Below are 25,183 nucleotides of genomic sequence, written 5' to 3' on the forward strand. Positions count from 1 at the left end.
GTGAAGGAGCCCTCCATGTTCGAATCCGCGGAAATCGGTCACAGCATCGACAAGCACACCTATGACGCCGAGGTGCCCGCACTGCGCGAGGCCCTGCTCGAGGCGCAGTTCGAGCTCAAGCAGCAGGCGCGGCTGTCGGTCATCGTGTTGATTAATGGCATCGAGGGCGCTGGCAAGGGCGAGACGGTCAAGCTGCTCAACGAGTGGATGGACCCGCGGATGATCGAGGTGCGCACCTTCGACCAGCAGACCGACGAGGAGCTGGCCCGGCCCCCGGCCTGGCGCTACTGGCGTGCGCTGCCGCCCAAGGGGCGGATGGGCGTGTTCTTCGGCAACTGGTATAGCCAGATGATCCAGGGCCGGGTCCACGGTCAGTTCAAGGATGCGGTGCTCGACCAGGCCATCAATGGTGCCGAGCGTCTGGAGCAGATGCTCTGCGACGAAGGCACGGTGATCATCAAGTTCTGGTTCCATCTGTCCAAGAAACAGATGAAGGCCCGACTCAAGACCCTGCGCGACGATCCGCTGCACAGTTGGCGCATCAGCCCGCTGGATTGGCAGCAGTCGCAGACCTACGACCGCTTCGTGCGCTTCGGCGAGCGTGTGTTGCGCCGCACCAGCCGCGACTATGCGCCCTGGCATGTGATCGAAGGTGTCGACCCCAATTACCGTGCACTGGCCGTCGGGCGCATCCTGCTGGAGAGCCTGCAGGCGGCGCTGGCCAACGCCAAGAACACGCGTCAGGCCAACGTCGCGCCGCTGGGCCGCAGCATCGACCACATGAGCCTGCTGGGTGCGCTGGACCTGACTCGACGCCTGGACAAGCAGGACTACCAGGAGCAACTGGTGGCCGAGCAGGCGCGTCTGGCCGGCCTGCTACGCCACAAGCGCATGCGCGAACACGCCTTGGTGGCCGTGTTCGAGGGCAATGACGCGGCAGGCAAGGGCGGTGCCATCCGCCGCGTCGCCGCCGCCCTGGATCCGCGCCAGTACCGCATCGTGCCGATCGCCGCACCCACCGAAGAAGAGCGCGCCCAGCCCTATCTGTGGCGCTTCTGGCGACACGTGCCGGCGCGCGGCAAGTTCACCGTTTTCGACCGTTCCTGGTATGGACGGGTGCTGGTGGAGCGCGTCGAAGGCTTCTGCAGCCCGGCCGACTGGATGCGCGCGTACGGCGAGATCAACGATTTCGAAGAGCAGTTGAGCAACGCCGGCGTGGTGGTGGTGAAGTTCTGGCTGGCAATCGACCAGCAGACGCAACTGGAGCGCTTCGAGGAACGCGAGCAGATACCGTTCAAGCGCTACAAGATCACCGAAGAGGACTGGCGCAACCGCGACAAGTGGGATGTGTATGCCGAGGCGGTGGGTGACATGGTCGACCGCACCAGCACCGAGATCGCGCCCTGGACGTTGGTGGAAGCCAACGACAAGCGCTGGGCCCGGGTCAAAGTGCTGCGCACACTCAACGCAGCCCTGGAGGCTGCGTTCGCCAAGCACAAGAAATAGCAGCGAGCTTCAAGTTTCAAGCTTCAAGCGGCAAGTTTCAAGCTTCAAGCTATTGCCTGGCGTTGAGTGGCGGTGCACGCTGTGCCGCTTGCCGCTTGCCGCTTGCCGCTTGCCGCTTGCCGCTGCTCCCTTATCGAGGACGCTATGCACACTTCTTCCGGACGCTGGGTCCGCGGTTTTTCGCTGGCGCTGCTGACCGCGCTGCTCTGGGGCATTCTGCCGATCAAACTCAAGCAGGTACTGCTGGTCATGGACCCGGTCACGGTCACCTGGTATCGCTTGCTGGTGTCTGGCGGGCTGTTGTTCGCCTGGCTGGCGGCCAGCCGGCGTTTGCCGGTGTTTCGGGGGCTGGGGCGCAAGCGGCTTGGGCTGGTGGTGGTGGCCGTTTGTGGGCTGATGGGCAATTACGTGTTGTACCTGGTCGGGCTCAAGCTGCTCAGTCCCGGCACGGCGCAACTGGTGGTGCAGTTGGGGCCGGTGCTGCTGCTGGTGGCCAGCGTTTTCGTCTTCAAAGAGCGTTTCAGTGTCGGCCAAGGGCTCGGTCTGCTAGTGCTGCTGGTCGGGTTCGGGCTGTTCTTCAACCAACGCCTGGAAGAGTTGCTGACATCGCTGGGTGCCTACACCACGGGGGTACTGACCATCCTCCTGGCCACCAGCATCTGGGTGTTCTATGCCCTGAGCCAGAAGCAACTGCTGACGGTCTGGCATTCGCAACAGGTGATGATGGTCATCTACCTGAGCTGCGCGGCGTTGCTGACGCCTTGGGTACAGCCTCTTGAAGCCTTGCAGTTGACGCCGGTGCAGGGCTGGCTGCTGCTGGCCTGCTGCTTGAACACCCTGGTGGCCTACGGCGCCTTCGCCGAGGCCCTGGCGCACTGGGAGGCTTCGCGGGTCAGTGCGACCTTGGCGCTGACGCCGCTGGTGACCTTCGTGGCGGTGGCCGGAGCGGCCTGGGTATGGCCTGACTACGTGCATGCCGAGGACATCAATGCGCTGGGTTACTTCGGCGCAGTGACCGTGGTCGTGGGGTCCGCGCTGGTGGCGTTGGGGCCGTCGTTGGTGGCAGGGTGGCGGGCCCGAGGGCGACGCCGACTGTCGTCCTGATCGCAGGCAACCGCGCGATCGGGACGACGTCGACAGCGGGTCAGCCCTTGCCGCCCGGTGCCAGCATGTTCTCCGGCCGTACCCACTGGTCGAACTCTTCATTGCTCAGGTACTGCAACTCCAGCGCCGCTTCGCGCAAGGTCTTGCCTTCGCTGTAGGCCTTCTTGGCGATTTCCGCCGACTTGTCATAGCCGATGTGCGGATTGAGCGCGGTCACCAGCATCAATCCACGTTCCAGGTGCGCCGCCATCTGCTCGGCGTCCGGCTCGATACCGGCCACGCAGTGCTGCTGGAAGTTGCGGCAGCCGTCGGCCAGCAGTTCGATCGACTGCAGCAGGTTGTGAATGATCACCGGCTTGAACACGTTCAACTGCAGGTGCCCCTGGCTGGCGGCGAAGCCGATGGTGGCGTCGTTGCCCAGCACTTGGCAGGCGAGCATCGACAGCGCTTCGCACTGAGTCGGATTGACCTTGCCTGGCATGATCGAGCTGCCTGGCTCGTTGGCCGGCAGACGGACCTCGGCCAGCCCCGCGCGTGGTCCGGAGCCGAGCAGGCGCAGGTCATTGGCGATCTTCATCAATGCCACGGCCAGCGTCTTCAGGGCGCCCGCCAGGCTGGTCAGCGGCTCGTGGCCGGCGAGGGCGGCGAATTTGTTCGGCGCGGTGACGAAGGGCAGGCCGGACAGCGCCGCCAGCTCGGCGGCGATGGCTTCTGCAAAGCCTTGGGGGGCATTCAGGCCGGTGCCCACGGCGGTGCCGCCCTGGGCCAGCTCGCAGACCGCCGGCAGGGTGGCGCGGATTGCGCGCTGGGCGTAGTCAAGCTGGGCGACGAAGGCCGACACTTCCTGGCCGAAGGTGATCGGCGTGGCGTCCATCATGTGCGTACGGCCGGTCTTGACCAGCTGCGAATGGCGCGCCGAGAGCTCCGCCAGTCCCGACGACAGTTCGGCGATGGCCGGCAGCAGTTGCGTCTGCACGGCCTGGGCGGCAGCGATGCTCATGGCGGTGGGGAAACAGTCGTTGGAGCTCTGCGAGCGGTTGACGTGGTCGTTCGGGTGCACCGGCAGCTTGCCGCCGCGGCCCTTGCCCGCCAGCTCGTTGGCCCGCCCGGCGATCACTTCGTTGACGTTCATGTTGCTCTGGGTGCCGCTGCCGGTCTGCCACACGACCAAGGGAAACTGGTCGTCATGCTTGCCCGCCAGCACTTCGTCGGCCGCCTGCTCGATCAGCCGCGCGAGGTCGGCTGGCAGGTCGCCGTTGCGGTCATTGACCCGCGCCGCCGCTTTCTTGATCAGTGCCAGGGCATGCAGCACGGGCAAGGGCATGCGCTGCTGGCCGATGGCGAAGTTCACCAGCGAGCGCTGGGTCTGCGCGCCCCAGTAGGCCTGTTCAGGAACTTCGACCGGGCCCAGGCTGTCTGTCTCGATACGGCTCATGCTGCGTTCACTCCTTTGTAGAACGAAATCGCAGTTTAGGTCCTGTTTCGTCCGAGCGGTTCAATCGCTCGTCCTGCCACTTGAGCACAACGCCCGCTGCGGCGCAGAATGCTCGACTCCGAGGTATCCGCCTCACCCTTTCATGAAGGAATTGCAATGACCCGTCTTCGTGTCCTCTTTGCCGCCGTCGCCCTGGCCTGTGCCAGTGGCCAGGTCCTCGCCGCCACTCCAAGCCACAACGCCGCCGCCGAGAAGTTCCTGAGCCTGGCCAGTGCCGACAAGCTGGGCACTCCGGTCTACATGCAGGTTCAGCAGATGTTCGCCCAGCGCTTCGCCCAGACCAAAGCGCCGGACTCCAAGAAGCCGGTGCTGGCCAGCTACCAGGCCAAGGCCAATGCTGCGCTGGACAGCGCCATCGGCTGGAAGAAGCTCAAGCCGCAGATGGTCAATCTGTACACCGCGACCTTCACCGAGCAAGAGCTCAAGGACCTGGTCAAGTTCTACGAGTCGCCGCTGGGCAAGAAAGTCCTGCAGGAAATGCCGAAAGTCACCCAGCAATCGGCCCAGCTGACCCAGCAGAGCCTCGAGCCTGCCGTGCCGGTGGTCAACAAGCTGCTGGACGACATGACCAAGGAGCTGGACCCGAACGCCGGCAAGGCCGCCGCGCCAGCGAAGAAGTGAGCCTGACGCGATGAGCATGCAGCAACGCATCGAACGCCAGTTGGCCGAGCTCGGCGACCTGCACTTGCAGGTGCTGAACGAGAGTCACATGCACAGTCGTGGGCAGGAGACGCATTACAAGGCGGTGCTGGTCAGCGAGCAGTTCGCTGGCTTGAACAGCGTCAAGCGTCACCAGAAGGTCTACGCCACCATGGGTGAGCTGATGGGTGAAATCCATGCCCTGGCCATTCACACCTACACGCCGCAAGAGTGGGCGCAAGTGGGTGTGGCGCCGGCCTCGCCGGTGTGTGCAGGCGGCGGGCACTGAAACCTGCTTGTCGTTCTGGTAGAATCCGCGTCATCCGAGGGCCGCTTTGCGGCCCTCTGCTTTTTGTCAAACCCGGTCCGCCCCTTACGAGGGTGACCACCAGGAGAACATGAGTCATGTCCCAACCGATCGTCGTGGCGGCGCTGTACAAGTTCGTCACCCTGAATGACTTTGTCGAACTGCGTGAGCCCCTGCTCAAGGCCATGCTCGACAACGGCGTCAAAGGCACCTTGCTGCTGGCCCACGAAGGCATCAACGGCACCGTTTCGGCTACCCGCGAAGGCATCGATGGCCTGCTGGCCTGGCTGCGCAGCGATGCGCGCCTGGTGGATGTCGACCACAAGGAGTCCTACTGCGACGAGCAGCCGTTCTACCGCACCAAGGTCAAGCTCAAGAAAGAGATCGTCACCTTGGGCGTACCGGGTGTTGACCCGAACCGCCAGGTCGGCACTTACGTCGAGCCCAAGGACTGGAACGCGCTGATCAGCGACCCTGAAGTGCTGCTGATCGACACCCGCAACGACTATGAAGTGGCCATCGGCACGTTCAAGGGCGCCATCGACCCGAAGACCGAGACCTTCCGCGAGTTTCCCGAGTACATCAAAGCCAACTTCGACCCGAGCAAGCACAAGAAAGTGGCGATGTTCTGCACCGGTGGCATCCGTTGCGAGAAAGCCTCCAGCTATATGCTCGGCGAGGGTTTTGAAGAGGTCTATCATTTGAAAGGCGGCGTCCTGAAGTACTTCGAAGAAGTGCCTCAGGAGCAGAGCCTGTGGGATGGCGACTGCTTCGTCTTCGACAATCGGGTCACCGTGCGCCACGACCTGTCCGAGGGCGAGTACGACCAGTGCCACGCCTGCCGCCACCCGATCGACGCCAAGGATCGTGAGTCCGAACATTATTCGCCAGGGGTGAGCTGCCCGCACTGCTGGGACAGCCTCAGCGAGAAGACTCGGCGCAGTGCCATCGACCGGCAGAAGCAGATCGAGCTGGCCAAGGCGCGCAACTTGCCGCATCCGATCGGGCACAACTACAAAGCCGAGGTTTGAGGCATGACGGCACGCCTGCTCTACGTGATGGACCCGATGTGTTCCTGGTGCTGGGGCTTCGCGCCCGTGGCCCAGGCGCTGATCGCCCAGGCGCAGGACGCTGGGGTGCAGACGCAGTTGGTGGTCGGGGGGCTACGCAGTGGCAGTAACGCCTTGGATAGCGCCACCCGCCAGTACATCCTCGAGCATTGGCAAGCGGTGGCCGAGGCGACCGGTCAGCCGTTCCGCTTCGATGGCGCCATGCCCGACGGGTTCGTCTACGACACCGAGCCGGCCTGCCGTGCGCTGGTCGCCGCGCGTGGAGTGCAGTGTGCGGATGTCTGGACGCTGCTCGAACTGATTCAGCGCGCATTCTACGAACAGGCGCTGGATGTGACCCGTGCCCCGCAATTGGTGGATTTGGCCGAGCAGGCCGGCTACGCGCGCGAGGCCTTCGCGGCAGCGTTCTCCAGTGCCGATACCCGTGCCCAGACGGCGGCCGACTTTTCCTGGGTGCAGGACCTGGGCATCGCCGGCTTTCCGACGCTGCTGGCCGAACGCAAGGGACAACTGGCGCTGCTGACCAACGGCTACCAGCCGCTGGACAAGCTCGAACCGTTGCTGGGCCGCTGGCTGCAGCAGGCCGCCTGTGCTTGATCTTCCAGGGTCGCCAGACCCTGTGCCCGGGAAGCCCGGCGGTGCGCCGGATCGACTGAGCTGGGCGGAAATCCGTCGCCTGGCGCTGCATCACCGCAAGGCGCTGTGGACTGCCAACCTGGTGGCCGTCCTCGCCGCCGCCTGCAGCGTGCCGATTCCGCTGCTGTTGCCGCTGCTGGTCGACGAAGTGCTCCTGGGCCATGGCGATACCGCGCTGAAGTGGATGAACCAATGGCTACCGACTTCCTGGCAGGTCGCAGGCGGCTACATCGGTCTGATGCTGCTGGCCACGTTCAGCTTGCGCCTGGCCTCGCTGGCGTTTGGCGTGATCCAGGCGCGGCAGTTCGCGCGGTTGGCCAAGGACATCGTCTACCGGCTGCGCGTGCGCCTGATCGAGCGCCTCAAGCGCATCTCGCTCAAGGAATACGAGAGCCTGGGCAGCGGCACGGTCACCACGCACCTGGTCACGGACTTGGACACGCTGGACAAGTTCGTCGGCGAAACCCTGAGCCGCTTCCTCGTGGCCATGCTGACTTTGACGGGAACCGCCGCCATCCTGCTGTGGATGCACTGGAAGCTGGCGCTGCTGATTCTGCTATTCAACCCGCTGGTGATCTATTTCACCGTGCAATTGGGCAAGCGGGTCAAGCACCTGAAGAAGCTGGAGAACGACAGCACGGGGCGTTTCACCCAGGCCTTGAGCGAGACCCTCGACGCCATCCAGGAAATCCGCGCCAGCAACCGCCAGGGCTATTTTCTAGGCCGCCTCGGCCTGCGCGCGCGGGAAGTGCGTGACTATGCGGTGGCCTCGCAGTGGAAGAGCGATGCCAGCGGCCGCGCCAGCGGCTTGCTGTTTCAGTTCGGTATCGACATCTTCCGCGCGGCCGCCATGCTCACGGTGCTGTTCTCGGATCTGTCCATCGGGCAGATGCTGGCGGTGTTCAGCTACCTGTGGTTCATGATCGGTCCGGTGGAGCAGTTGCTCAACCTGCAATATGCCTACTACGCCGCCGGTGGCGCGCTGAGCCGGCTGAACGAGCTATTGGCGCGTGAGGACGAGCCGGATTATCCCAGTGCCTGCGATCCGTTCAGCGGTCAGCAGACCGTGGGGATCGAGGTGCGCGACCTGCAGTTTTCCTATGCCGACGAGCCCGTGCTCGAGCACTTGAACCTGTCGATCGCGCCAGGCGAGAAGGTCGCCATCGTCGGTGCCAGCGGTGGCGGCAAGAGCACCCTGGTGCAGTTGTTGCTCGGGCTCTACAGCGCCCAGGCCGGGACCATCCGCTTCGGTGGCGCCAGTCTGCAGGAGATCGGCCTGGAAACCCTGCGCGAGCAGGTGGCTGTGGTGCTGCAGCATCCCTCTCTGTTCAACGACAGCGTGCGCGCCAACCTGACCATGGGGCGCGAATGCAGTGACGAGGCCTGTTGGCAGGCGCTGCGCATTGCGCAGCTCGACGCCACCATCGCCGCTTTGCCGCAAGGGCTGGACGCCGTGGTCGGTCGTTCCGGGGTGCGCCTTTCCGGCGGTCAGCGCCAGCGTCTGGCGATTGCGCGCATGGTGCTGGCAGAGCCGAAGGTGGTGATTCTCGACGAAGCCACCTCCGCCCTCGATGCGGCGACCGAGTACAACCTGCATCAGGCCCTGGCACGCTTCCTCAGTGGTCGCACTACCCTGATCATTGCCCACCGCCTGTCGGCGGTGAAGCAGGCCGATCGCGTGCTGGTGTTCGACGGCGGTCGCGTGGCCGAGGACGGCGACCACCAGCAACTGATCGCCGAAGGCGGCCTGTACGCCAAGTTGTACGGCCACCTGCAGCAGACCTGAACGGCACCGAACCTACCCCTGTGATCGTGCGCGGTGCGTGTCTTGTGGCTTGTGGCTGGCCAATGGCCTACGCTGTGCTGGTCTGGGGCAATTAGTGCCATCTGTGCGGTGGGCAGGGACTACATGAAGGGAAATCGGACGCTCGAAGCGCCAAGGCTGCTGGGGATCATCTGGCCCTTCGTCGCTGTAGTGGTTTTCCAAGTGCTCTTGGGCAGCCTCAGTTTGTATTCACTCTCGGCCATGCGTGCTTACGTGGCGGGCGAGAGCCTGTGGTCCAAGGCGCAGAAGGACGCCATCTACTTTCTCAGCCTGTACGCGCAAAACCGTGACGAGCAGGTGTTCCAGCGTTATCACCAGGCCATCGCCATCCCTCAGGGTGACCGTCAGTTGCGAGTCGCCCTCGATCAGCCCGTGCCGGATATAGAGGCTGCCCGTACCGGCATTCTGCAGGGCGGCAATCATCCCGATGACGTCAACCGGATCATCTGGTTCTACAAGAACTTCCGCCACATCAGCTACATGGAACGGGCCATCGACTACTGGAACACCGGTGACGACTACCTGCGACAGTTGGATGGGGTCGCGCGCGAGATGCACGCCGGTTTCACCCAAGGCAGCGCCAGTGAGGCCGAAGTGGCGCAATGGAAAGCACGCATCGTGACCATCAACGAGGGCGTCACGCCTGCTGCCAAGGCGTTCAGCAACGCGTTGGGGGAGGGGTCGCGGATGCTGCTGCGGGTGTTGATGGTCACCAACCTGCTCACCGCACTGTTTCTCATTACCCTGGCCTGGCGTCGTTCGGCACGCTTACTGTCGCAACGCCAGGCTTTCGCCAGTGCTCTGCAGATCGAGCGCGAGCGGGCGCAGACCACGCTCGAATCGATCGGCGATGCCGTGATTACCACCGATGTGGACGGCTGCATCCTCTACATGAACCCGGCCGCCGAGCAACTGACCCACTGGCAAGCCAGTCAAGGCCAGGGCTTGCCGCTGGCGGCACTGTTCAGCTTGCTCGACGAAAGCGCGGAGCAGGACAGTCGCACCTTGGTCGAGCAGGTGCTCAGCGGCAGTTTGAAGGGCGGCGCCGAACATGCACGGCTGATCCAGCGCCTGGATGGCAGTACGGTTTCGGTCAACCTGGTCGGCTCGCCCATCCACACCGATGGGCAAATAAGCGGCATCGTGCTCGCCTTGCACGACATGACGCAGGAGCGGCAGTACATCGCCAATCTCTCGTGGCAGGCGACCCACGACGCCCTGACCGGGCTGGCCAACCGCCGCGAGTTCGAGTATCGCCTGGAACAGGCGCTCAACGCTCTGGCCCGCCAGTCCGGGCGCCACTCGTTGATGTTCCTCGACCTGGATCAATTCAAGCTGGTCAACGATACCTGCGGCCATGCGGCGGGCGACGAATTGCTGCGGCACATCTGCGCGGTCCTGCAGTCGGGGCTGCGTGAAGGCGACACCTTGGCCCGGCTGGGCGGCGATGAGTTCGGGGTGCTGCTGGAGAATTGCCGTCCTGAGCAGGCCGAGCGCATCGCCGAGCACCTGCGTCAGACTGTGCAGAGCCTGCATTTCGTCTGGAAAGAGCGGCCCTTCGTCACCACCGTGAGCATCGGCCTGGTGCACTTGGGCCAGTTGGCTGGCACGCTCGAGGCCTCGTTGCGCGCTGCCGACATGGCCTGCTACATGGCCAAGGAAAAGGGGCGAAACCGGGTTCAGGTGTACCACGCCGACGACAGCGAGCTGTCCCTGCGCTTTGGCGAGATGGCCTGGATCCAGCGCCTGCATGTGGCCTTGGAGGAAAACCGCTTCTGCCTGTATGCCCAGGAGATCGTTCCCCTCAAATCTGGCGAGGACGCCGGACATCTAGAGATTCTGCTACGTCTGCACGACGAAAGCGGTCGGACTATTCTGCCCGACAGCTTCATTCCCGCCGCGGAGCGCTACGGTCTGATGCCGGCACTCGATCGCTGGGTGGTGCGCAATGTATTCCAGGTGATTCGTCAGGCGCTGGACGCCGGCAGCGACCAACCGTTGGCCATGTGCGCGATCAACCTCTCGGGTATCAGTATCGGCGACGACAAGTTTCTGGAGTGTCTGCAACGGCTGTTCGACGAGTTCCGCATTCCACCCCAGATGATTTGTTTCGAAATAACGGAAACCAGCGCTATCGCCAATTTGGGAAGCGCCATTCGCTTCATCAATGAATTGAAAGGTTTGGGCTGCAAGTTCTCTCTGGACGACTTCTGCGCCGGAATGTCGTCATTCGCCTATTTGAAACATTTGCCGGTAGACTTCCTCAAGATCGACGGAAGTTTCGTCAAGGACATGCTGGACGACCCCATCAATCGGGCCATGGTCGAGGTGATCAATCACATCGGTCATGTGATGGGCAAGAAAACCATCGCCGAGTTCGTCGAAACGCCACAGATCGAGCAGGCGCTGCAGGAGATTGGCGTCGACTACGCCCAGGGTTATCTGATCGAACGGCCACAGGTGTTCACCTGTGGCTGTCTGCAGCGGCAACGGATTGCAGCAAGGCCCCCAGTTCAGCGGGCGCCGGGGGCCTTCCGCTGACCACGCCAGTGCCCCGCATCATCACAAGGAATCAAGGAGCTGAGAGTGATAGACGCATTCGTAAGGATCGGACCACTGATGGACCCCAGGAGCTATCCTGCCTGGGCCCAGCGGATGATCGAGCAATGTTTCGAGAGCAAGCGTCGTGTGGTGGAGCACGAAATCTACCAGCGCTTGAGCGAAGGCACCTTGAGCAAGCAGACGATTCGTCAGTACCTGATCGGTGGCTGGCCAGTGGTCGAGCAGTTTTCCCTCTACATGGCGCACAACCTCACCAAGACCCGCTATGGCCGCCATCAAGGCGAAGACATGGCGCGTCGCTGGCTGATGCGCAACATTCGCGTCGAGCTCAATCATGCCGACCATTGGGTGAAATGGTGCAAGGCTCACGATGTCAGTCTCCACGACCTGCAGGGGCAGGACGTTCCGCCCGAGCTGAGCTTCCTGAACGACTGGTGCTGGCGCGTGTGCAGCACCGAGTCGCTGGCGATCGCCATGGCGGCGACCAACTACGCCATCGAGGGCGCCACCGGCGAATGGTCAGCGCTGGTCTATCCCGACACGCCCTATGCCCGCGGATTCATCGAGCGCGGTGACAAGGCGGCGATGCGCTGGCTCAAGCTGCATGCCCAGTACGACGACGAGCATCCTTGGGAAGCGTTGGAAATCATCTGCACGTTGGTGGGGGAACGTCCTTCGCAGGCGTTGCAGGACGAGCTGCGCAAGGCGATCTGCAAGAGTTACGACTGCATGTACCTGTTCCTGGAGCGTTGCCTGGCGATGGAGCCAGCCCAGCGCCAGGCCGTGCACAAACCGGCGTTGGCGTCGGGGGTGTAGATCGAGGGGCGCGCTGTGCACGGCGCCCCATCCTGGGCTCACTGGGCGTTGAAGGCCTGCCCGTTGACGCCCGTGCTGTCCGGCCCCATGAGGTACAGATAGACCGGCATGATCTGCTCGGGCAACGGGTTGTCCTGCGGATTCTCGCTCGGATAAGCCAGCGCACGCATCGCCGTGCGCGTGGCGCCGGGGTTGATGCTATTGGCGCGCACCGGCGCCACGCCTTCCAGTTCATCGGCCAGCGTCTGCATCAATCCTTCGGTGGCGAACTTCGACACGCCATAGGCGCCCCAATAGGCCCGGCCCTTGCGACCCACGCTCGAGGACGTGAACACCACCGATGCGTCCTCGGAGAGCTTGAGCAGCGGCAGCAAGGTGCTGGTGAGCATGAACGTGGCATTGACGTTGATGTGCATGACGCGCATGAAGTTGTCGCCGGACAATTGCTCCAGCGGGGTGCGCGGCCCGATGATCGAGGCGTTGTTGAGCAGCCCGTCGAGGCGCCCGAACTGCTCTTCCACCATCACGGCCAGCTCGTCGTATTGGTGGGGCAGGGCGGTTTCCAGGTTGAACGGAATGACCACCGGTTGCGGATGGCCAGCAGCCTCGATCTGGTCGTAGACCTCGTTGAGGTTGGCCTCGGTCTTGCCCAGCAACAGTACCGTGGCACCCAGCGCGGCATAGGCCTTGGCCGCTGCGGCGCCGATGCCGCGACCGGCACCGGTGACCAGAATGACACGGCCCTTGAGCAGGTCGGCACGTGGGGTGTAGTCGAACATGATGTGATCCCTGTCTGTGCCCCGGTAGTAGGGGCGTTGTCCGTCTTCTCAGCAGCCGCACAGGGCGCTGTCGATCACCTTGCGCAGGTCCAGCGGATGGTCCACGACCACGTCCGCGCCCCAGTTGTTGGGGTTGTCCTCGGGGTGGATATAGCCATAGCGCACGGCGGCGGTACGTGTGCCTGCATCGCGGCCAGATTCGATGTCGCGCAAATCGTCACCGACGAACAGCACGCTGGCCGGGTCCAGGCCAAGGGTCTTGCATGCCAGGATCAGCGGCTCTGGGTCAGGCTTGCTGCGGGTGACATGGTCGGGGCAGATCAACAGGGCCGAACGTTCGGCCAAGCCGAGTTGCTGCATGATCGGCTCGGCGAAGCGCACCGGTTTGTTGGTGACCACGCCCCACAGCAAGTTGCCTTTCTCGATGTCGCCCAGCAGCGTGTCCATGCCGTCGAACAGCTTGCTGTGTACCGCGCAGTCACGCTGATAGCGCTCGAGAAACTCCAGGCGCAGGGCCTCGAAACCTTCTGCTTCGGGGTCCATGGCAAAGGTGGCGGCGACCATGGCCCGGGCGCCGCCGGAGATCACGCCTCGGATCAGTTCGTCGTCCACTGCCGGCAGGCCGCGCTCGGCGAGCATGGCCTGGCAGATGGCGATGAAGTCCGGTGCAGTGTCCAGCAAGGTGCCGTCCATGTCGAAGAGAACTGCTCGCAGGCGCATGTTCATTCCTCGCGCAGGGTCTGGATCATGTAGTTGACGTCGACGTCGCTGGCCAGTTTGTAGTGTTTGGTCAGCGGGTTATAGGTCAGGCCGATGATGTCCTTGACCTCCAGCCCGACCACACGGCACCAGGCGCCGAGCTCGGAAGGGCGGATGAACTTCTTGAAGTCATGGGTGCCGCGCGGCAGCATCTTGAGGATGTACTCGGCGCCGACGATCGCCAGCAGATAGGCCTTCGGGTTGCGGTTGATGGTCGAAAAGAACACCTGGCCGCCGGGTTTGACCAAACGCTGGCAGGCGCGGATCACCGACGAAGGGTCTGGCACGTGCTCGAGCATTTCAAGGCAGGTGACCACATCGAACTGACCGGGCATCTCTTCGGCCAGCGCTTCGGCGGTGATCTGCCGGTAGTCCACTTCGACGCCGGACTCGAGCTGGTGCAGGCGCGCCACCGCCAGCGGTGCTTCGCCCATGTCGATCCCGGTGACCGTCGCGCCGCGCTGGGCCATGGCTTCGCTGAGAATGCCGCCGCCGCAGCCGACATCCAGTACGGTTTTTCCGGCGAGGCTGGCGCGCTCGTCGATCCAGTTGACCCGCAGCGGGTTGATTTCGTGCAGGGGCTTGAACTCGCTCTCGCGGTCCCACCAGCGGTGGGCCAGGGCCTCGAACTTGGCGATTTCGGCGCGGTCGACGTTGCTCATTGAACAGATCCTCTGAAAGCTTCGATAAAAGGTGTCTCAGGCGAGCAGCCTTGGCTGCCCGCCAGTCATGCTTGGCCGTCGCGAATACGCGCGCCCCACTCGCGGGCGCTGGCGATCAGCGCGGCCTCGTCCATCTGAGTCAGTCGGTGGTTCTCGACCAGGCGCTGGCCCGCCACCCAGACATCGCGCACGCAGTCGCGGCCCGTGGCGTAGATCAACTGTGAAACAGGATCATGCACCGGTTGCTGAGCCAGGCCCGAGAGGTCGAACACCGTGATGTCCGCTGCCTTGCCGACTTCCAGCGAGCCGATGCAGGCCTCCAGCCCCAGCGCCCGGGCGCCGTTGAGTGTGGCCATGCGCAAGGCGCGGTGGGCATCCAGGGCAGTGGCCGAACCGGCAACGGCTTTGGCCAGCAGGGCGGCGGTGCGGGCTTCGCCAAGCAGGTCGAGGGCATTGTTGCTGGCGGCGCCATCGGTACCCAGCGCGACGTTGACGCCGGCCTGCCACAGGCGCTCGACCGGACAGAAACCGCTGGCCAGTTTGAGATTGGAATGTGGGCAATGCACCACGCTGGTGTTGCTTTCTACCAGCAGGGCCAGGTCGTCTTCGCTGACCTGGGTCATGTGCACGGCCTGCAGGCGCGGGCCAAGCAGGCCCAGACGGGCCAGGCGCGTCAGCGGGCGCTCGCCGTGTTCGGCTTCGCCACGTTGCACTTCATCGGCTGTTTCGTGGATGTGCATGTGCAGCGGCGCATCCAGTTGGTCAGCGATGACGCGAATGTTTTCCAGGTTTTCGTCGTTGAGCGTATAAGGCGCGTGAGGGCCGAGGGCGAGGGTGATGCGCGGGTGATGGCGCACGTCGCCGAACAGCGCGATGGCCTGATGCAGGGCTTCGTCGGGGCTGCGCGCGCCGGGAACGGCGAAGTCCATCAAGGGCACGGCCACTTGCGCGCGCATACCGCTGCGATGCACGCGGTCACAGGCTTCGCGCGGGAAAAAATACATGTCGGCGAAGCAGGTGATGCCGCCCTTGAGCTGTTCGGCAATGGCCAGGTCGGTGCCGTCTCGCACGAAAGCCTCATCGACCCAGCGCGCTTCAGCGGGCCAGATATGCGCGTGCAGCCAGGTCATCAGCGGCAGGTCGTCGGCCAGGCCGCGAAACAGGCTCATGGCAGCATGGCCGTGGGCATTGATCCACCCAGGGGTCAGCACGCAGTCGGGCAGTTCGAGCACCTCCCGTGCCTGCGGTGCCCGCTCGCGCGGCCCCAACCAGGCGATCAGACCATCGCGAATGCCAAGCGCGTGCCCCTCCAGCACCACCCCGGCCGGTTCCACAGGCACCAGCCAGGTGGGAACGAGCAGCAGGTCAACGGGCAAAGAGGCTGGCGGCATGCGCAGGGTCCGGGGTTTCTGACGATTTAACGCGCAGTATACCCGAGCGCTCGCGGCCTGGGCTCGCTATAATCGTCCGCTTTTGATCAGTCAACGGCGGGGAGAGGCGATGCGCGAGCGACTTATGGCGGCAGAGAAGGTGACCGGCATCCAGTGGCGTGATGGCACCTTGCACCTGCTCGACCAGCGTCTGCTGCCTGCCCGCGAGCAATGGCTGGAGTGTGCCGACGTCGCCTCCGTCGTGCAGGCGATCCGCGCCATGGCCGTGCGTGGGGCGGCGGCCATTGGTATCGCTGCAGCCTATGGGCTGGTTCTTGCCCTGCGCGAGCGCTTGGGCGAGGACGATTGGGAGCAGGCGCTGGAGGAGGATTTTCTCGAGCTGGCTGAAGCGCGTCCTACGGCTGCCAATCTCTTCTGGGCGCTGAACCGCATGCGTGAGCGCCTGCAGCGCCTGAGCCCCGAAGATGATCTGTTAGGGCTGATGGAGGCCGAGGCGGTGGCCATCCACGAAAGCGATCGTGAAGCCAACCTGACCATGGCCCAGCACGGCATCGAGCAGATCCGCCGCCATCAGGGTAGCGAGCAGACCTTGCTCACCTACGGCAACGCCGGCGCCCTGGCCAGTGGTGGCTTCGGTACGGCCCTGGGGGTGATCCACGCCGCCTACCTGGAAGGCATGGTCGAGCGGGTGTATGCCGGCGAAACCCGGCCGTGGCTGCAAGGCTCGCGGCTCACGGCCTGGGAGTTGGCGCATGAGGGCATCCCGGTCACCGTATGTGCCGACTCGGCGCTAGCACATCTGATGAAGACCAAAGGCATCACCTGGGTCGTGGTCGGCGCCGATTGCATCGCCGCCAATGGCGATGTGGCGAGCAAGATCGGTACCTATCAGATGGCGGTCGCGGCCATGCATCACGGCGTGCGCTTCATGGTCGTGGCATCGAGCACCAGCATCGACCTGAATTTGCCCAGTGGCGAAGACATTCCTCTGGAAGAGCGCGAGGCGGACGAACTGCTTGAAGTGGCCGGCAAGCGGGTGGCGGCCGAGGTCGAAGTGTTCAATACCGTCTTTGATGTGACGCCCGCAGACCTGATCGACGTGATCGTGACCGAAAAGGGCATTGTCGAGCGTCCTGATACGGCCAAGATCGCCCAACTGATGTGTCGCAAACGCCTGCATTGAGTGCTGGAACGCCTGGCAGATCGGCACAGAATTACGCCCCAGTGGCATCCTGCCCTCTCTCCCACCGCGCAGCCGTTTGTGATACCATCCGGCAGTTTCCAAGGGTGCTGTTTGCGGTGCCCTTCATTGCGCAGATCCTGGGCTCAACTCATTGATTTGTCGTATGTCGCCCCTGCGTCGAACGCGGTGGCGGCGAGCTTCGTTCGTCCACCGATGGACATCACGAAGTTTCACCAGAAAAAGGAATCAGGCTTCTCATGGGCGAACTGGCCAAAGAAATCCTCCCGGTCAATATCGAAGACGAACTGAGACAGTCCTACCTCGACTACGCGATGAGCGTGATTGTCGGGCGAGCGCTGCCCGATGCGCGTGATGGCTTGAAGCCCGTGCATCGCCGCGTCCTGTTCGCAATGAGCGAACTGGGCAACGACTGGAACAAGCCGTACAAGAAGTCCGCCCGTGTGGTCGGTGACGTCATCGGTAAGTACCACCCGCACGGCGACACCGCCGTGTACGACACCATTGTGCGCATGGCGCAGCCGTTCTCGCTGCGCTACCTGCTGGTCGACGGTCAAGGCAACTTCGGCTCGGTGGACGGCGACAACGCCGCCGCCATGCGTTACACCGAAGTGCGCATGACCAAGTTGGCCCACGAGCTGCTGGCCGACCTGCACAAGGAAACCGTCGACTGGGTCCCCAACTACGACGGCACCGAGCAGATCCCGGCGGTCATGCCGACCAAGATCCCCAACCTGCTGGTCAACGGTTCCAGCGGCATCGCCGTGGGCATGGCGACCAACATCCCGCCTCACAACCTGGGTGAGGTGATCGATGGCTGCCTGGCGCTGATCGACAATCCCGAGGTCACGGTCGACGAACTCATGCAGTTCATCCCGGGCCCGGACTTCCCGACCGCTGGCCTGATCAACGGCCGCCAGGGCATCATCGAGGCCTATCGCACCGGTCGTGGCCGCATCTACATGCGCGCCCGCTCGCAGATCGAAGACATCGACAAGGTCGGTGGCCGCCAGCAGATCGTCATCACCGAGCTGCCGTACCAGCTGAACAAGGCGCGTCTGATCGAGAAGATTGCCGAGCTGGTCAAGGAGAAGAAGCTCGAAGGCATCACCGAGCTGCGTGACGAGTCCGACAAGGACGGCATGCGTGTCGTCATCGAGCTGCGTCGCGGCGAGGTGCCGGAGGTGGTGCTCAACAACCTCTACCAGCAGACCCAGCTGCAGAGCGTGTTCGGCATCAACATCGTCGCCCTGATCGACGGCCGTCCGCGCCTGCTCAATCTCAAGGACCTGCTCGAAGCCTTCGTGCGTCACCGCCGTGAAGTGGTGACCCGGCGCACCGTGTTCGAATTGCGCAAGGCACGCGAGCGTGGGCACATCCTCGAAGGTCAGGCGGTCGCGCTGTCCAACATCGACCCGGTCATCGCGCTGATCAAGGCCTCGCCAACACCGTCCGAGGCCAAGGAAGCGCTGATCAGTACGCCCTGGGAGTCCAGCGCCGTGCAGGTCATGGTCGAGCGTGCTGGCGCCGACTCCTGCCGTCCAGAGGACCTTCCGGAGCAGTATGGTCTGCGTGATGGCAAATACTGGCTGTCGCCCGAGCAGGCCCAGGCCATCCTCGAGCTGCGCCTGCACCGCCTGACCGGCCTGGAGCACGAGAAGCTGCTGGCCGAGTACCAGGAGATCCTCGAGCAGATCGGCGAGTTGATCCGCATCCTCAATAGCGCCCAGCGCCTGATGGAAGTGATCCGCGAAGAGCTGGAGGCGATTCGCGCCGAGTATGGCGATGTGCGTCGCACCGAGATTCTCGATGCCCGCCACGACCTCAACTACGGCGACATGATCCCCGAAGAAGAGCGTGTGGTGACCATTTCCCACGGCGGCTATGCCAAGACCCAGCCGCTGTCTGCCTACCAGGCGCAGCGCCGTGGTGGCAAGGGCAAGTCGGCGACCGGCGTGAAGGACGAGGACTACATCGAGCATCTGCTGGTTGCCAACAGTCACGCCACCCTCCTGCTGTTCTCCAGCAAGGGCAAGGTGTATTGGCTCAAGACCTACGATATTCCTGAAGCGTCCCGCGCGGCGCGTGGCCGTCCGATGGTCAACCTGCTGCCCCTGGAAGAGGGCGAGCGTATCACCGCCATGCTGCAGATCGACCTCGAAGCGTTGCAGCAAAGCGATGAGCTCGACGAAGAGCTCGATGAGGCCGATGACGCCGTGCTCGAGGGCGAGGTGGTCGAGCCCGAAGAAGTCGACGAGGAAGAAGGTGACACGCCAGAGCTGGTCGCCGAGCCGACCGGCGCCTACATTTTCATGGCGACCGCCCTGGGGACCGTGAAGAAGACCCCGCTGGTGCAGTTCGCTCGTCCTCGCTCCAACGGTCTGATCGCCGTCAAGCTCAAGGAAGGCGACACCCTGATCGCCGCCGCGATCACCGACGGTGCCAAGGAAGTGATGATGTTCTCCAGCGCCGGCAAGGTGATCCGCTTCGCCGAAGGCGTGGTTCGCCAGATGGGCCGTACCGCTCGCGGTGTGCGCGGTATGCGTCTGGGCAAGGGCCAAGAGGTGATCTCCATGCTGATCCCCGAGTCTGGCGCGCAGATCCTCACCGCTTCCGAGCGCGGCTATGGCAAGCGCACCCCGCTGTCCAAGTTCCCGCGTCGCGGTCGCGGTGGTCAGGGCGTCATCGCCATGGGGACCAAGGGGCGCAACGGTCTGCTGATCGGGGCCATCCAGGTCCATGAGGGCGAGGAAATCATGCTGATTTCCGACCAGGGTACCTTGGTTCGTACGCGCGTCGGCGAGGTCTCCAGCCTGAGCCGCAACACGCAGGGTGTGACGCTGATCAAGCTGGCCAGCGACGAGACGCTGGTAGGTCTGGAGCGTATCCAGGAGCCTTCCGAAGACGAGCTCGACGACAGCGTCGAGTTGGGCGAGGAGGGTGCCGAGCTCGAAGGCACAGAGGATGATGCTGCGGGTGCTGAAGAGGCTCCGCAGGAGTAAGTAGACGCAAGACCCGAACGGGGCGACCAAGGTCGCCCCGTTCGACTGATTGCCCTTGGCAATGCCCGGTATTCCGGGGTCGCTTCTTGTGGGAGCGGCCTTGCGCCGCGCTAAGACCACAAGGCGGCCTCAGCGTCGCCCATGCGAGCAACAGCGCGGCCCGCCAGTAACGATTTTGTTCTATTTGTCAGAGCGAGAGTGGATGTGAGCAAACGAGCCTTCAACTTCTGCGCAGGCCCTGCCGCGCTTCCCGACGCTGTCCTGCAGCGCGCCCAGGCCGAGATGCTGGATTGGCATGGCAAAGGCTTGTCGGTGATGGAGATGAGCCATCGCAGCGACGAATACGTCGCGATCGCCGAAAAGGCCGAGCAGGATCTGCGCGAACTGTTGTCCATCCCCTCGAACTACAAAGTGCTGTTCCTGCAGGGCGGTGCCAGCCAGCAGTTCGCCGAGATCCCGTTGAACCTGCTGCCGGAGAACGGCACCGCCGACTACATCGAGACCGGTATCTGGTCGAAGAAAGCCATCGAGGAAGGTCGCCGCTTTGGCACCATCAACGTGGCGGCCAGCGCCAAGCCTTACGATTACCTGGCCATTCCCGGGCAAAACGAGTGGCAACTGACCGCTAATGCTGCCTACGTCCACTACGCGTCCAATGAAACCATCGGCGGACTGCAGTTCGACTGGGTGCCGCAGACGGGCGACGTACCGCTGGTGGTGGACATGTCTTCCGACATTCTCTCCCGGCCTATCGACGTGTCCCAGTTCGGACTCATCTATGCGGGCGCACAGAAGAACATCGGCCCGAGTGGTCTGGTGGTGGTGATCGTGCGAGAGGACCTGCTGGGTCGCGCTCGCAGCAGTTGCCCGACCATGCTCGACTACAAGATTTCGGCCGATAACGGTTCGATGTACAACACGCCGGCTACTTATTCCTGGTACCTGTCGGGCCTGGTCTTCGAGTGGCTCAAGGAGCAGGGCGGTGTCGAAGCCATGGAACAGCGCAATCGGGCCAAGAAAGACCGCTTGTATGGCTTCATCGATGCCAGCGAGTTCTACACCAACCCCATCAGCCACAATGCCCGCTCGTGGATGAACGTGCCGTTCCGCCTGGCTGACGAGCGCCTGGACAAAGCCTTCCTGGCCGGCGCCGATGCACGCGGTCTGCTCAACCTCAAAGGGCACCGTTCGGTTGGCGGCATGCGCGCTTCCATCTACAACGCCTTGGGTCTGGAGGCTGTCGAGGCCCTGGTGCAGTACATGGCTGAATTCGAGAAGGAGCACGCCTGATGGTCGAGCAGGAACTCAAGGCTCTGCGCGTACGCATCGACAGCCTCGACGAGAAGATCCTCGAGCTGATCAGCGAGCGCGCCCGCTGCGCCCAGGAAGTGGCCAAGGTCAAGACCGCCTCGCTCGCCGAAGGCGAGAAGCCGGTGTTTTACCGTCCCGAGCGTGAGGCTGCGGTGCTCAAGCGCGTGATGGAGCGCAACAGAGGACCACTGGGCAACGAGGAGATGGCGCGACTGTTCCGCGAAATCATGTCCTCCTGCCTGGCCTTGGAAGAGCCGCTGAAAGTGGCTTACCTCGGCCCTGAAGGTACTTTTACGCAAGCGGCGGCCATGAAGCATTTCGGCCACGCGGTCGTGAGTCGCCCCATGGCGGCCATCGACGAGGTGTTCCGAGAGGTGGCGGCCGGTGCCGTCAACTTCGGCGTGGTGCCCGTGGAAAACTCGACGGAGGGTGCGGTCAGCCATACCCTGGACAGTTTCCTCGAGCATGACATGGTGATCTGCGGTGAGGTGGAGCTGCGTATCCACCATCACCTGCTAGTGGGGGAGAACACCAAGACCGGCAGCATCACGCGCATCTACTCCCATGCGCAGTCGCTCGCTCAATGCCGCAAATGGTTGGACGCCCACTACCCGAACGTCGAGCGCGTGGCGGTCTCCAGCAATGCTGAGGCGGCCAAGCGCGTGAAGGGCGAATGGAATTCGGCGGCGATCGCCGGTGACATGGCAGCCAATCTCTACGGGCTGACCCGACTGGCTGAGAAAATCGAAGACCGTCCGGACAACTCCACGCGTTTTCTGATGATCGGCAGCCAGGAAGTGCCGCCGACTGGGGACGACAAGACCTCGATCATCGTCTCCATGAGCAACAAACCCGGTGCGCTGCACGAGTTGTTGGTGCCGTTCCACGATAACGGGATCGACCTGACCCGCATTGAGACGCGGCCTTCGCGCAGTGGCAAGTGGACCTACGTGTTCTTCATCGACTTCGTCGGCCACCATCGTGACCCATTGATCAAGGCCGTGCTGGAGCAGATCAGCCAGGAGGCTGTAGCCCTCAAGGTGCTTGGGTCTTATCCGAAGGCGGTGCTTTGACTCGAGGCTGTAGGGGGGTAGAGCGGCCCGCCACCCCCTCACAGTTCGTCCCGATTTCCAAACAAGGTTCGCACCCGTGGTAAATGCAGCAGAAAGCAAATCCGCGCCCATCGTCGATCGTCTGGTCGTCGTCGGTCTCGGCCTGATCGGTGGTTCGTTCGCCAAGGGCTTGCGTGAAAGCGGCCTGTGCCGCGAAGTGGTCGGCGTCGATCTGGATGCCGAATCGTGCAGGCAGGCGGTGGCGCTCGGCGTGGTCGATCGTTGCGAAGACGATCTGGCCACCGCGTGCGTCGGTGCCGATGTGATCCAGCTTGCTGTCCCGATTCTCGCCATGGAGAAGCTTCTAGCACGCCTGGCTGTGCTGGAGCTTGGGGGGGCTTTAATTACCGATGTCGGCAGCGCCAAGGGCAATGTGGTGCGCGCTGCGCGGGCTGTGCTCGGCGAGCGTCTTCCTCGGTTCGTACCGGGCCACCCGATCGCGGGTTCCGAGCAGAGCGGTGTGGAGGCATCCAACGCGATGCTGTTCCGTCGGCACAAGGTCATCCTCACGCCGCTTGGCGAAACCGATGGCGCCGCCTTGGCATTGGTCGATCGGTTGTGGCGTGCGCTGGACGCTGACGTGGAACACATGCCGGTCGAGCGCCACGACGAAGTGCTGGCCGCCACCAGTCACTTGCCGCACCTGCTGGCCTTCGGTCTGGTGGACTCGCTGGCCAAACGCAATGAAAACCTCGATATCTTCCGGTACGCTGCCGGGGGCTTCCGCGATTTCACGAGAATCGCCGGCAGCGACCCGATCATGTGGCACGACATCTTCCTCGCCAACCGCGAGGCTGTCCTGCGCACGCTGGATACATTTCGCAGCGACCTCGACGCCTTGCGCGACGCGGTCGATGCAGGAGACGGGCACCAACTGCTGGGTGTGTTCACCCGTGCTCGGGTCGCCCGTGAGCATTTCAGTAAAATCCTGGCCCGCCGGGCCTATGTGGACGCTATGAACGCCAACGACCTGATTTTCCTGGCCCAACCTGGTGGCCGCCTGTCCGGACGGATTCGCGTACCGGGCGACAAATCCATCTCCCATCGCTCGATCATGCTGGGCTCCCTGGCCGAAGGCACCACTGAGGTCGAGGGTTTCCTCGAGGGCGAGGATGCTCTGGCAACCCTCCAGGCCTTCCGTGACATGGGTGTGGTCATCGAAGGTCCGCACCACGGCCGCGTCACCATTCACGGTGTCGGCCTGCAGGGTCTCAAGCCGCCGCCCGGTCCGATCTACTTGGGTAACTCGGGCACGTCGATGCGCCTGCTCTCCGGTCTGTTGGCTGGACAGCCATTCGACGTGACCATGACCGGCGATGCCTCGCTGTCCAAGCGCCCCATGAACCGCGTCGCCAATCCGCTGCGGGAAATGGGGGCGGTGGTCGAGACGGGGCCTGAGGGACGTCCACCGCTGACCATTCGCGGCGGCCAGAAACTGAAGGCGCTGAACTACACGTTGCCGATGGCCAGCGCCCAAGTGAAGTCGTGCCTGTTGCTGGCCGGCCTGTACGCCGAAGGCACCACCACCGTCACCGAGCCCGCGCCAACCCGTGACCATACCGAGCGGATGCTGCGGGGCTTCGGTTATTCGGTGCACAGCGATGGTCCGGTAGCTTCGCTGCAAGCAGGTGGCACGCTGAAAGCCACTCGCATCGAAGTGCCCGGCGATATTTCCTCATCGGCCTTCTTCCTGGTGGCGGCATCCATTGCCGAAGGTTCTGAGTTGGTGCTGGAGCATGTCGGCATCAACCCGACCCGAACCGGCGTGATCGATATCCTGCGCCTGATGGGCGGCGACATCACCCTGGAAAACCAGCGTGAAGTCGGTGGCGAGCCGGTCGCTGACCTGCGCGTGCGCGGCGCGAAGCTCAAGGGCATCGACATTCCAGAGGCGCTGGTGCCGCTGGCCATCGACGAGTTCCCGGTGCTGTTCGTCGCCGCGGCCTGTGCCGAAGGGCGTACCGTGCTGCGCGGCGCCGAAGAACTGCGGGTCAAGGAGTCCGACCGTATCCAGGTCATGGCCGATGGCTTGCAGGCGCTGGGCGTCACGTGCGAGCCCACGCCGGATGGCATCATCATCGATGGCGGACCGATCGGTGGCGGCGAGGTCCATGGTCACGGTGATCACCGTATCGCCATGGCCTTCAGCGTCGCTTCGCTGCGGGCCAGCGCGCCAATCCGCATTCATGACTGCGCCAACGTCGCCACGTCGTTCCCGAACTTCCTGGCGCTGTGTGCCGAAGTGGGTATCCGCGTGGCACAAGAGGCGCAGTCGTGAACTCGCTGGCGCCGGTCATCACCATTGATGGACCTAGTGGCTCCGGCAAGGGTACTGTGGCCGGGCTGCTGGCGCGTGAGCTGAGCTGGCGACTGCTCGATTCCGGGGCGCTGTATCGGTTGCTGGCATTCAACGCGACCAACCATGGCGTCGACCTGACCAACGAAGAACTGCTCAAGGCCTTGGCGGCTCACCTGGACGTGCAGTTCATCGCGGCGGAGCCCGGCAAGCTGCAGCAAATCATTCTCGAAGGCGAGGATGTCAGCCATGTCATCCGTACCGAGACGGTCGGGGCGGGTGCCTCCATGGTTGCCTCACTGCCGGCCGTTCGCGATGCGCTACTGCAGCGCCAACGTGCCTTCCGCGAAGCGCCGGGGCTGATTGCCGACGGTCGCGACATGGGCACCGTGGTATTTCCAGACGCACCGCTGAAAGTCTTCCTTACGGCCAGTGCCGAGGAACGAGCGCGTCGCCGTTACCTGCAGTTGAAGGGCAAGGGTGAAGATGTTAGTCTGTCAAGTCTGCTAGATGAGATTCGTGCGCGCGATGAGCGCGACACCCAACGCGCAGTGGCCCCGCTCAAGCCGGCGGCTGATGCCATCCAGTTGGACTCCACCGAATTGTCCATCGAGCAGGTGCTGCAACGGATCAGAAGCGAGATCGCCCTGCGCGATCTGCTCTGATCATCAGGAAAGCAGGCAGGGGCACCAGTCATCGTCCTGCCTGCT

At 63.6% G+C, this 25,183-nt stretch carries 20 protein-coding genes; 15 read left to right on the forward strand and 5 right to left on the reverse strand.

Annotated elements, in window-relative coordinates; all coding sequences use genetic code 11:
- Positions 1 to 15 precede the first annotated feature (15 nt).
- Together pap and ACK2SD_RS07920 are read left to right on the forward strand one after the other, a co-directional pair.
- Positions 16 to 1,506: a polyphosphate:AMP phosphotransferase gene (pap, locus tag ACK2SD_RS07915; RefSeq protein WP_412461824.1), complete on the forward strand. Its 1,491-nt coding sequence runs from the start codon at positions 16 to 18 to the stop codon at positions 1,504 to 1,506.
- Positions 1,507 to 1,650: 144 nt separating this feature from the next.
- Positions 1,651 to 2,610 carry a DMT family transporter gene (locus tag ACK2SD_RS07920; protein WP_412461825.1) on the forward strand — a complete coding sequence of 320 codons (960 nt, stop codon included), beginning with the start codon at positions 1,651 to 1,653 and terminating at the stop codon, positions 2,608 to 2,610.
- A 40-nt stretch (positions 2,611 to 2,650) separates the two neighbouring features.
- On the opposite strand, the gene ACK2SD_RS07925 is transcribed toward ACK2SD_RS07920, so the two are convergent.
- Positions 2,651 to 4,045 carry a class II fumarate hydratase gene (locus ACK2SD_RS07925; RefSeq protein WP_412461826.1) on the reverse strand — a complete coding sequence of 465 codons (1,395 nt, stop codon included), beginning with the start codon at positions 4,043 to 4,045 and terminating at the stop codon, positions 2,651 to 2,653.
- Between the two features lie 156 nt (positions 4,046 to 4,201).
- Between ACK2SD_RS07925 and ACK2SD_RS07930 the strand changes: the two genes are divergently transcribed.
- From ACK2SD_RS07930 to ACK2SD_RS07960, 7 genes are all read left to right on the forward strand, one after another.
- Positions 4,202 to 4,726: a DUF2059 domain-containing protein gene (locus ACK2SD_RS07930; RefSeq protein ID WP_039579296.1), complete on the forward strand. Its 525-nt coding sequence runs from the start codon at positions 4,202 to 4,204 to the stop codon at positions 4,724 to 4,726.
- A 10-nt stretch (positions 4,727 to 4,736) separates the two neighbouring features.
- The gene (locus tag ACK2SD_RS07935; RefSeq protein ID WP_029611955.1) at positions 4,737 to 5,033 is read left to right on the forward strand and encodes a BolA family protein; all 297 of its coding nucleotides are present in this window, start codon (positions 4,737 to 4,739) and stop codon (positions 5,031 to 5,033) included.
- A 116-nt stretch (positions 5,034 to 5,149) separates the two neighbouring features.
- On the forward strand, positions 5,150 to 6,082 hold the full coding sequence (locus ACK2SD_RS07940) for a rhodanese-related sulfurtransferase (protein ID WP_029611954.1): 933 nt from the start codon (positions 5,150 to 5,152) through the stop codon (positions 6,080 to 6,082).
- A 3-nt stretch (positions 6,083 to 6,085) separates the two neighbouring features.
- The gene (locus ACK2SD_RS07945; RefSeq protein WP_412461827.1) at positions 6,086 to 6,718 is read left to right on the forward strand and encodes a DsbA family protein; all 633 of its coding nucleotides are present in this window, start codon (positions 6,086 to 6,088) and stop codon (positions 6,716 to 6,718) included.
- Entirely contained in the window at positions 6,711 to 8,543 is a 1,833-nt protein-coding gene (locus ACK2SD_RS07950) for an ABC transporter ATP-binding protein (RefSeq protein ID WP_317872255.1), read from the forward strand. Before ACK2SD_RS07945 ends, ACK2SD_RS07950 begins: the two co-directional genes overlap by 8 nt.
- A gap of 123 nt (positions 8,544 to 8,666) precedes the next feature.
- A complete protein-coding gene (locus tag ACK2SD_RS07955) occupies positions 8,667 to 11,123 on the forward strand; it encodes an EAL domain-containing protein (RefSeq protein ID WP_039579287.1) in 2,457 nt (818 codons plus the stop codon).
- A gap of 45 nt (positions 11,124 to 11,168) precedes the next feature.
- Positions 11,169 to 11,960: a TenA family transcriptional regulator gene (locus tag ACK2SD_RS07960; protein ID WP_317872256.1), complete on the forward strand. Its 792-nt coding sequence runs from the start codon at positions 11,169 to 11,171 to the stop codon at positions 11,958 to 11,960.
- A 38-nt stretch (positions 11,961 to 11,998) separates the two neighbouring features.
- Here the strand turns inward: ACK2SD_RS07960 and ACK2SD_RS07965 are convergent, their stop codons facing one another.
- From ACK2SD_RS07965 to ACK2SD_RS07980, 4 genes are all read right to left on the reverse strand, one after another.
- Entirely contained in the window at positions 11,999 to 12,739 is a 741-nt protein-coding gene (locus ACK2SD_RS07965; protein WP_116888721.1) for a YciK family oxidoreductase, read from the reverse strand.
- 48 nt (positions 12,740 to 12,787) lie between these two features.
- Entirely contained in the window at positions 12,788 to 13,459 is a 672-nt protein-coding gene (gene mupP, locus ACK2SD_RS07970; protein WP_039579279.1) for an N-acetylmuramic acid 6-phosphate phosphatase MupP, read from the reverse strand.
- 2 nt (positions 13,460 to 13,461) lie between these two features.
- Positions 13,462 to 14,160 (reverse strand): bifunctional 2-polyprenyl-6-hydroxyphenol methylase/3-demethylubiquinol 3-O-methyltransferase UbiG, encoded by a 699-nt coding sequence (ubiG, locus tag ACK2SD_RS07975; protein WP_039579277.1) that lies wholly within the window; start codon positions 14,158 to 14,160, stop codon positions 13,462 to 13,464.
- A gap of 65 nt (positions 14,161 to 14,225) precedes the next feature.
- Entirely contained in the window at positions 14,226 to 15,551 is a 1,326-nt protein-coding gene (locus tag ACK2SD_RS07980) for a TRZ/ATZ family hydrolase (RefSeq protein WP_412461828.1), read from the reverse strand.
- A gap of 109 nt (positions 15,552 to 15,660) precedes the next feature.
- Here ACK2SD_RS07980 and mtnA point away from each other — a divergent pair, with 109 nt between their 5' ends.
- The 6 genes from mtnA (at position 15,661) to cmk (ending at position 25,138) form a co-directional block, all read left to right on the forward strand.
- Positions 15,661 to 16,734: an S-methyl-5-thioribose-1-phosphate isomerase gene (mtnA, locus tag ACK2SD_RS07985; protein WP_304483345.1), complete on the forward strand. Its 1,074-nt coding sequence runs from the start codon at positions 15,661 to 15,663 to the stop codon at positions 16,732 to 16,734.
- Positions 16,735 to 16,991: 257 nt separating this feature from the next.
- Positions 16,992 to 19,754 carry a DNA gyrase subunit A gene (gene gyrA, locus ACK2SD_RS07990; protein WP_342650946.1) on the forward strand — a complete coding sequence of 921 codons (2,763 nt, stop codon included), beginning with the start codon at positions 16,992 to 16,994 and terminating at the stop codon, positions 19,752 to 19,754.
- Positions 19,755 to 19,958: 204 nt separating this feature from the next.
- Positions 19,959 to 21,044: a 3-phosphoserine/phosphohydroxythreonine transaminase gene (gene serC, locus ACK2SD_RS07995; protein WP_039579268.1), complete on the forward strand. Its 1,086-nt coding sequence runs from the start codon at positions 19,959 to 19,961 to the stop codon at positions 21,042 to 21,044.
- Positions 21,044 to 22,138, forward strand: a complete 1,095-nt coding sequence (gene pheA, locus ACK2SD_RS08000; protein ID WP_029613713.1) for a prephenate dehydratase — start codon at positions 21,044 to 21,046, stop codon at positions 22,136 to 22,138. Before serC ends, pheA begins: the two co-directional genes overlap by 1 nt.
- A 109-nt stretch (positions 22,139 to 22,247) precedes the next feature.
- On the forward strand, positions 22,248 to 24,455 hold the full coding sequence (locus tag ACK2SD_RS08005) for a bifunctional prephenate dehydrogenase/3-phosphoshikimate 1-carboxyvinyltransferase (RefSeq protein WP_412462286.1): 2,208 nt from the start codon (positions 22,248 to 22,250) through the stop codon (positions 24,453 to 24,455).
- Positions 24,452 to 25,138, forward strand: a complete 687-nt coding sequence (gene cmk / locus ACK2SD_RS08010; protein ID WP_412461829.1) for a (d)CMP kinase — start codon at positions 24,452 to 24,454, stop codon at positions 25,136 to 25,138. Before ACK2SD_RS08005 ends, cmk begins: the two co-directional genes overlap by 4 nt.
- Positions 25,139 to 25,183 lie beyond the last annotated feature (45 nt).

This window comes from Pseudomonas sp. SC11, from assembly GCF_047039205.1.
GTDB classification, from domain to species: domain Bacteria; phylum Pseudomonadota; class Gammaproteobacteria; order Pseudomonadales; family Pseudomonadaceae; genus Aquipseudomonas; species Aquipseudomonas boreofloridensis.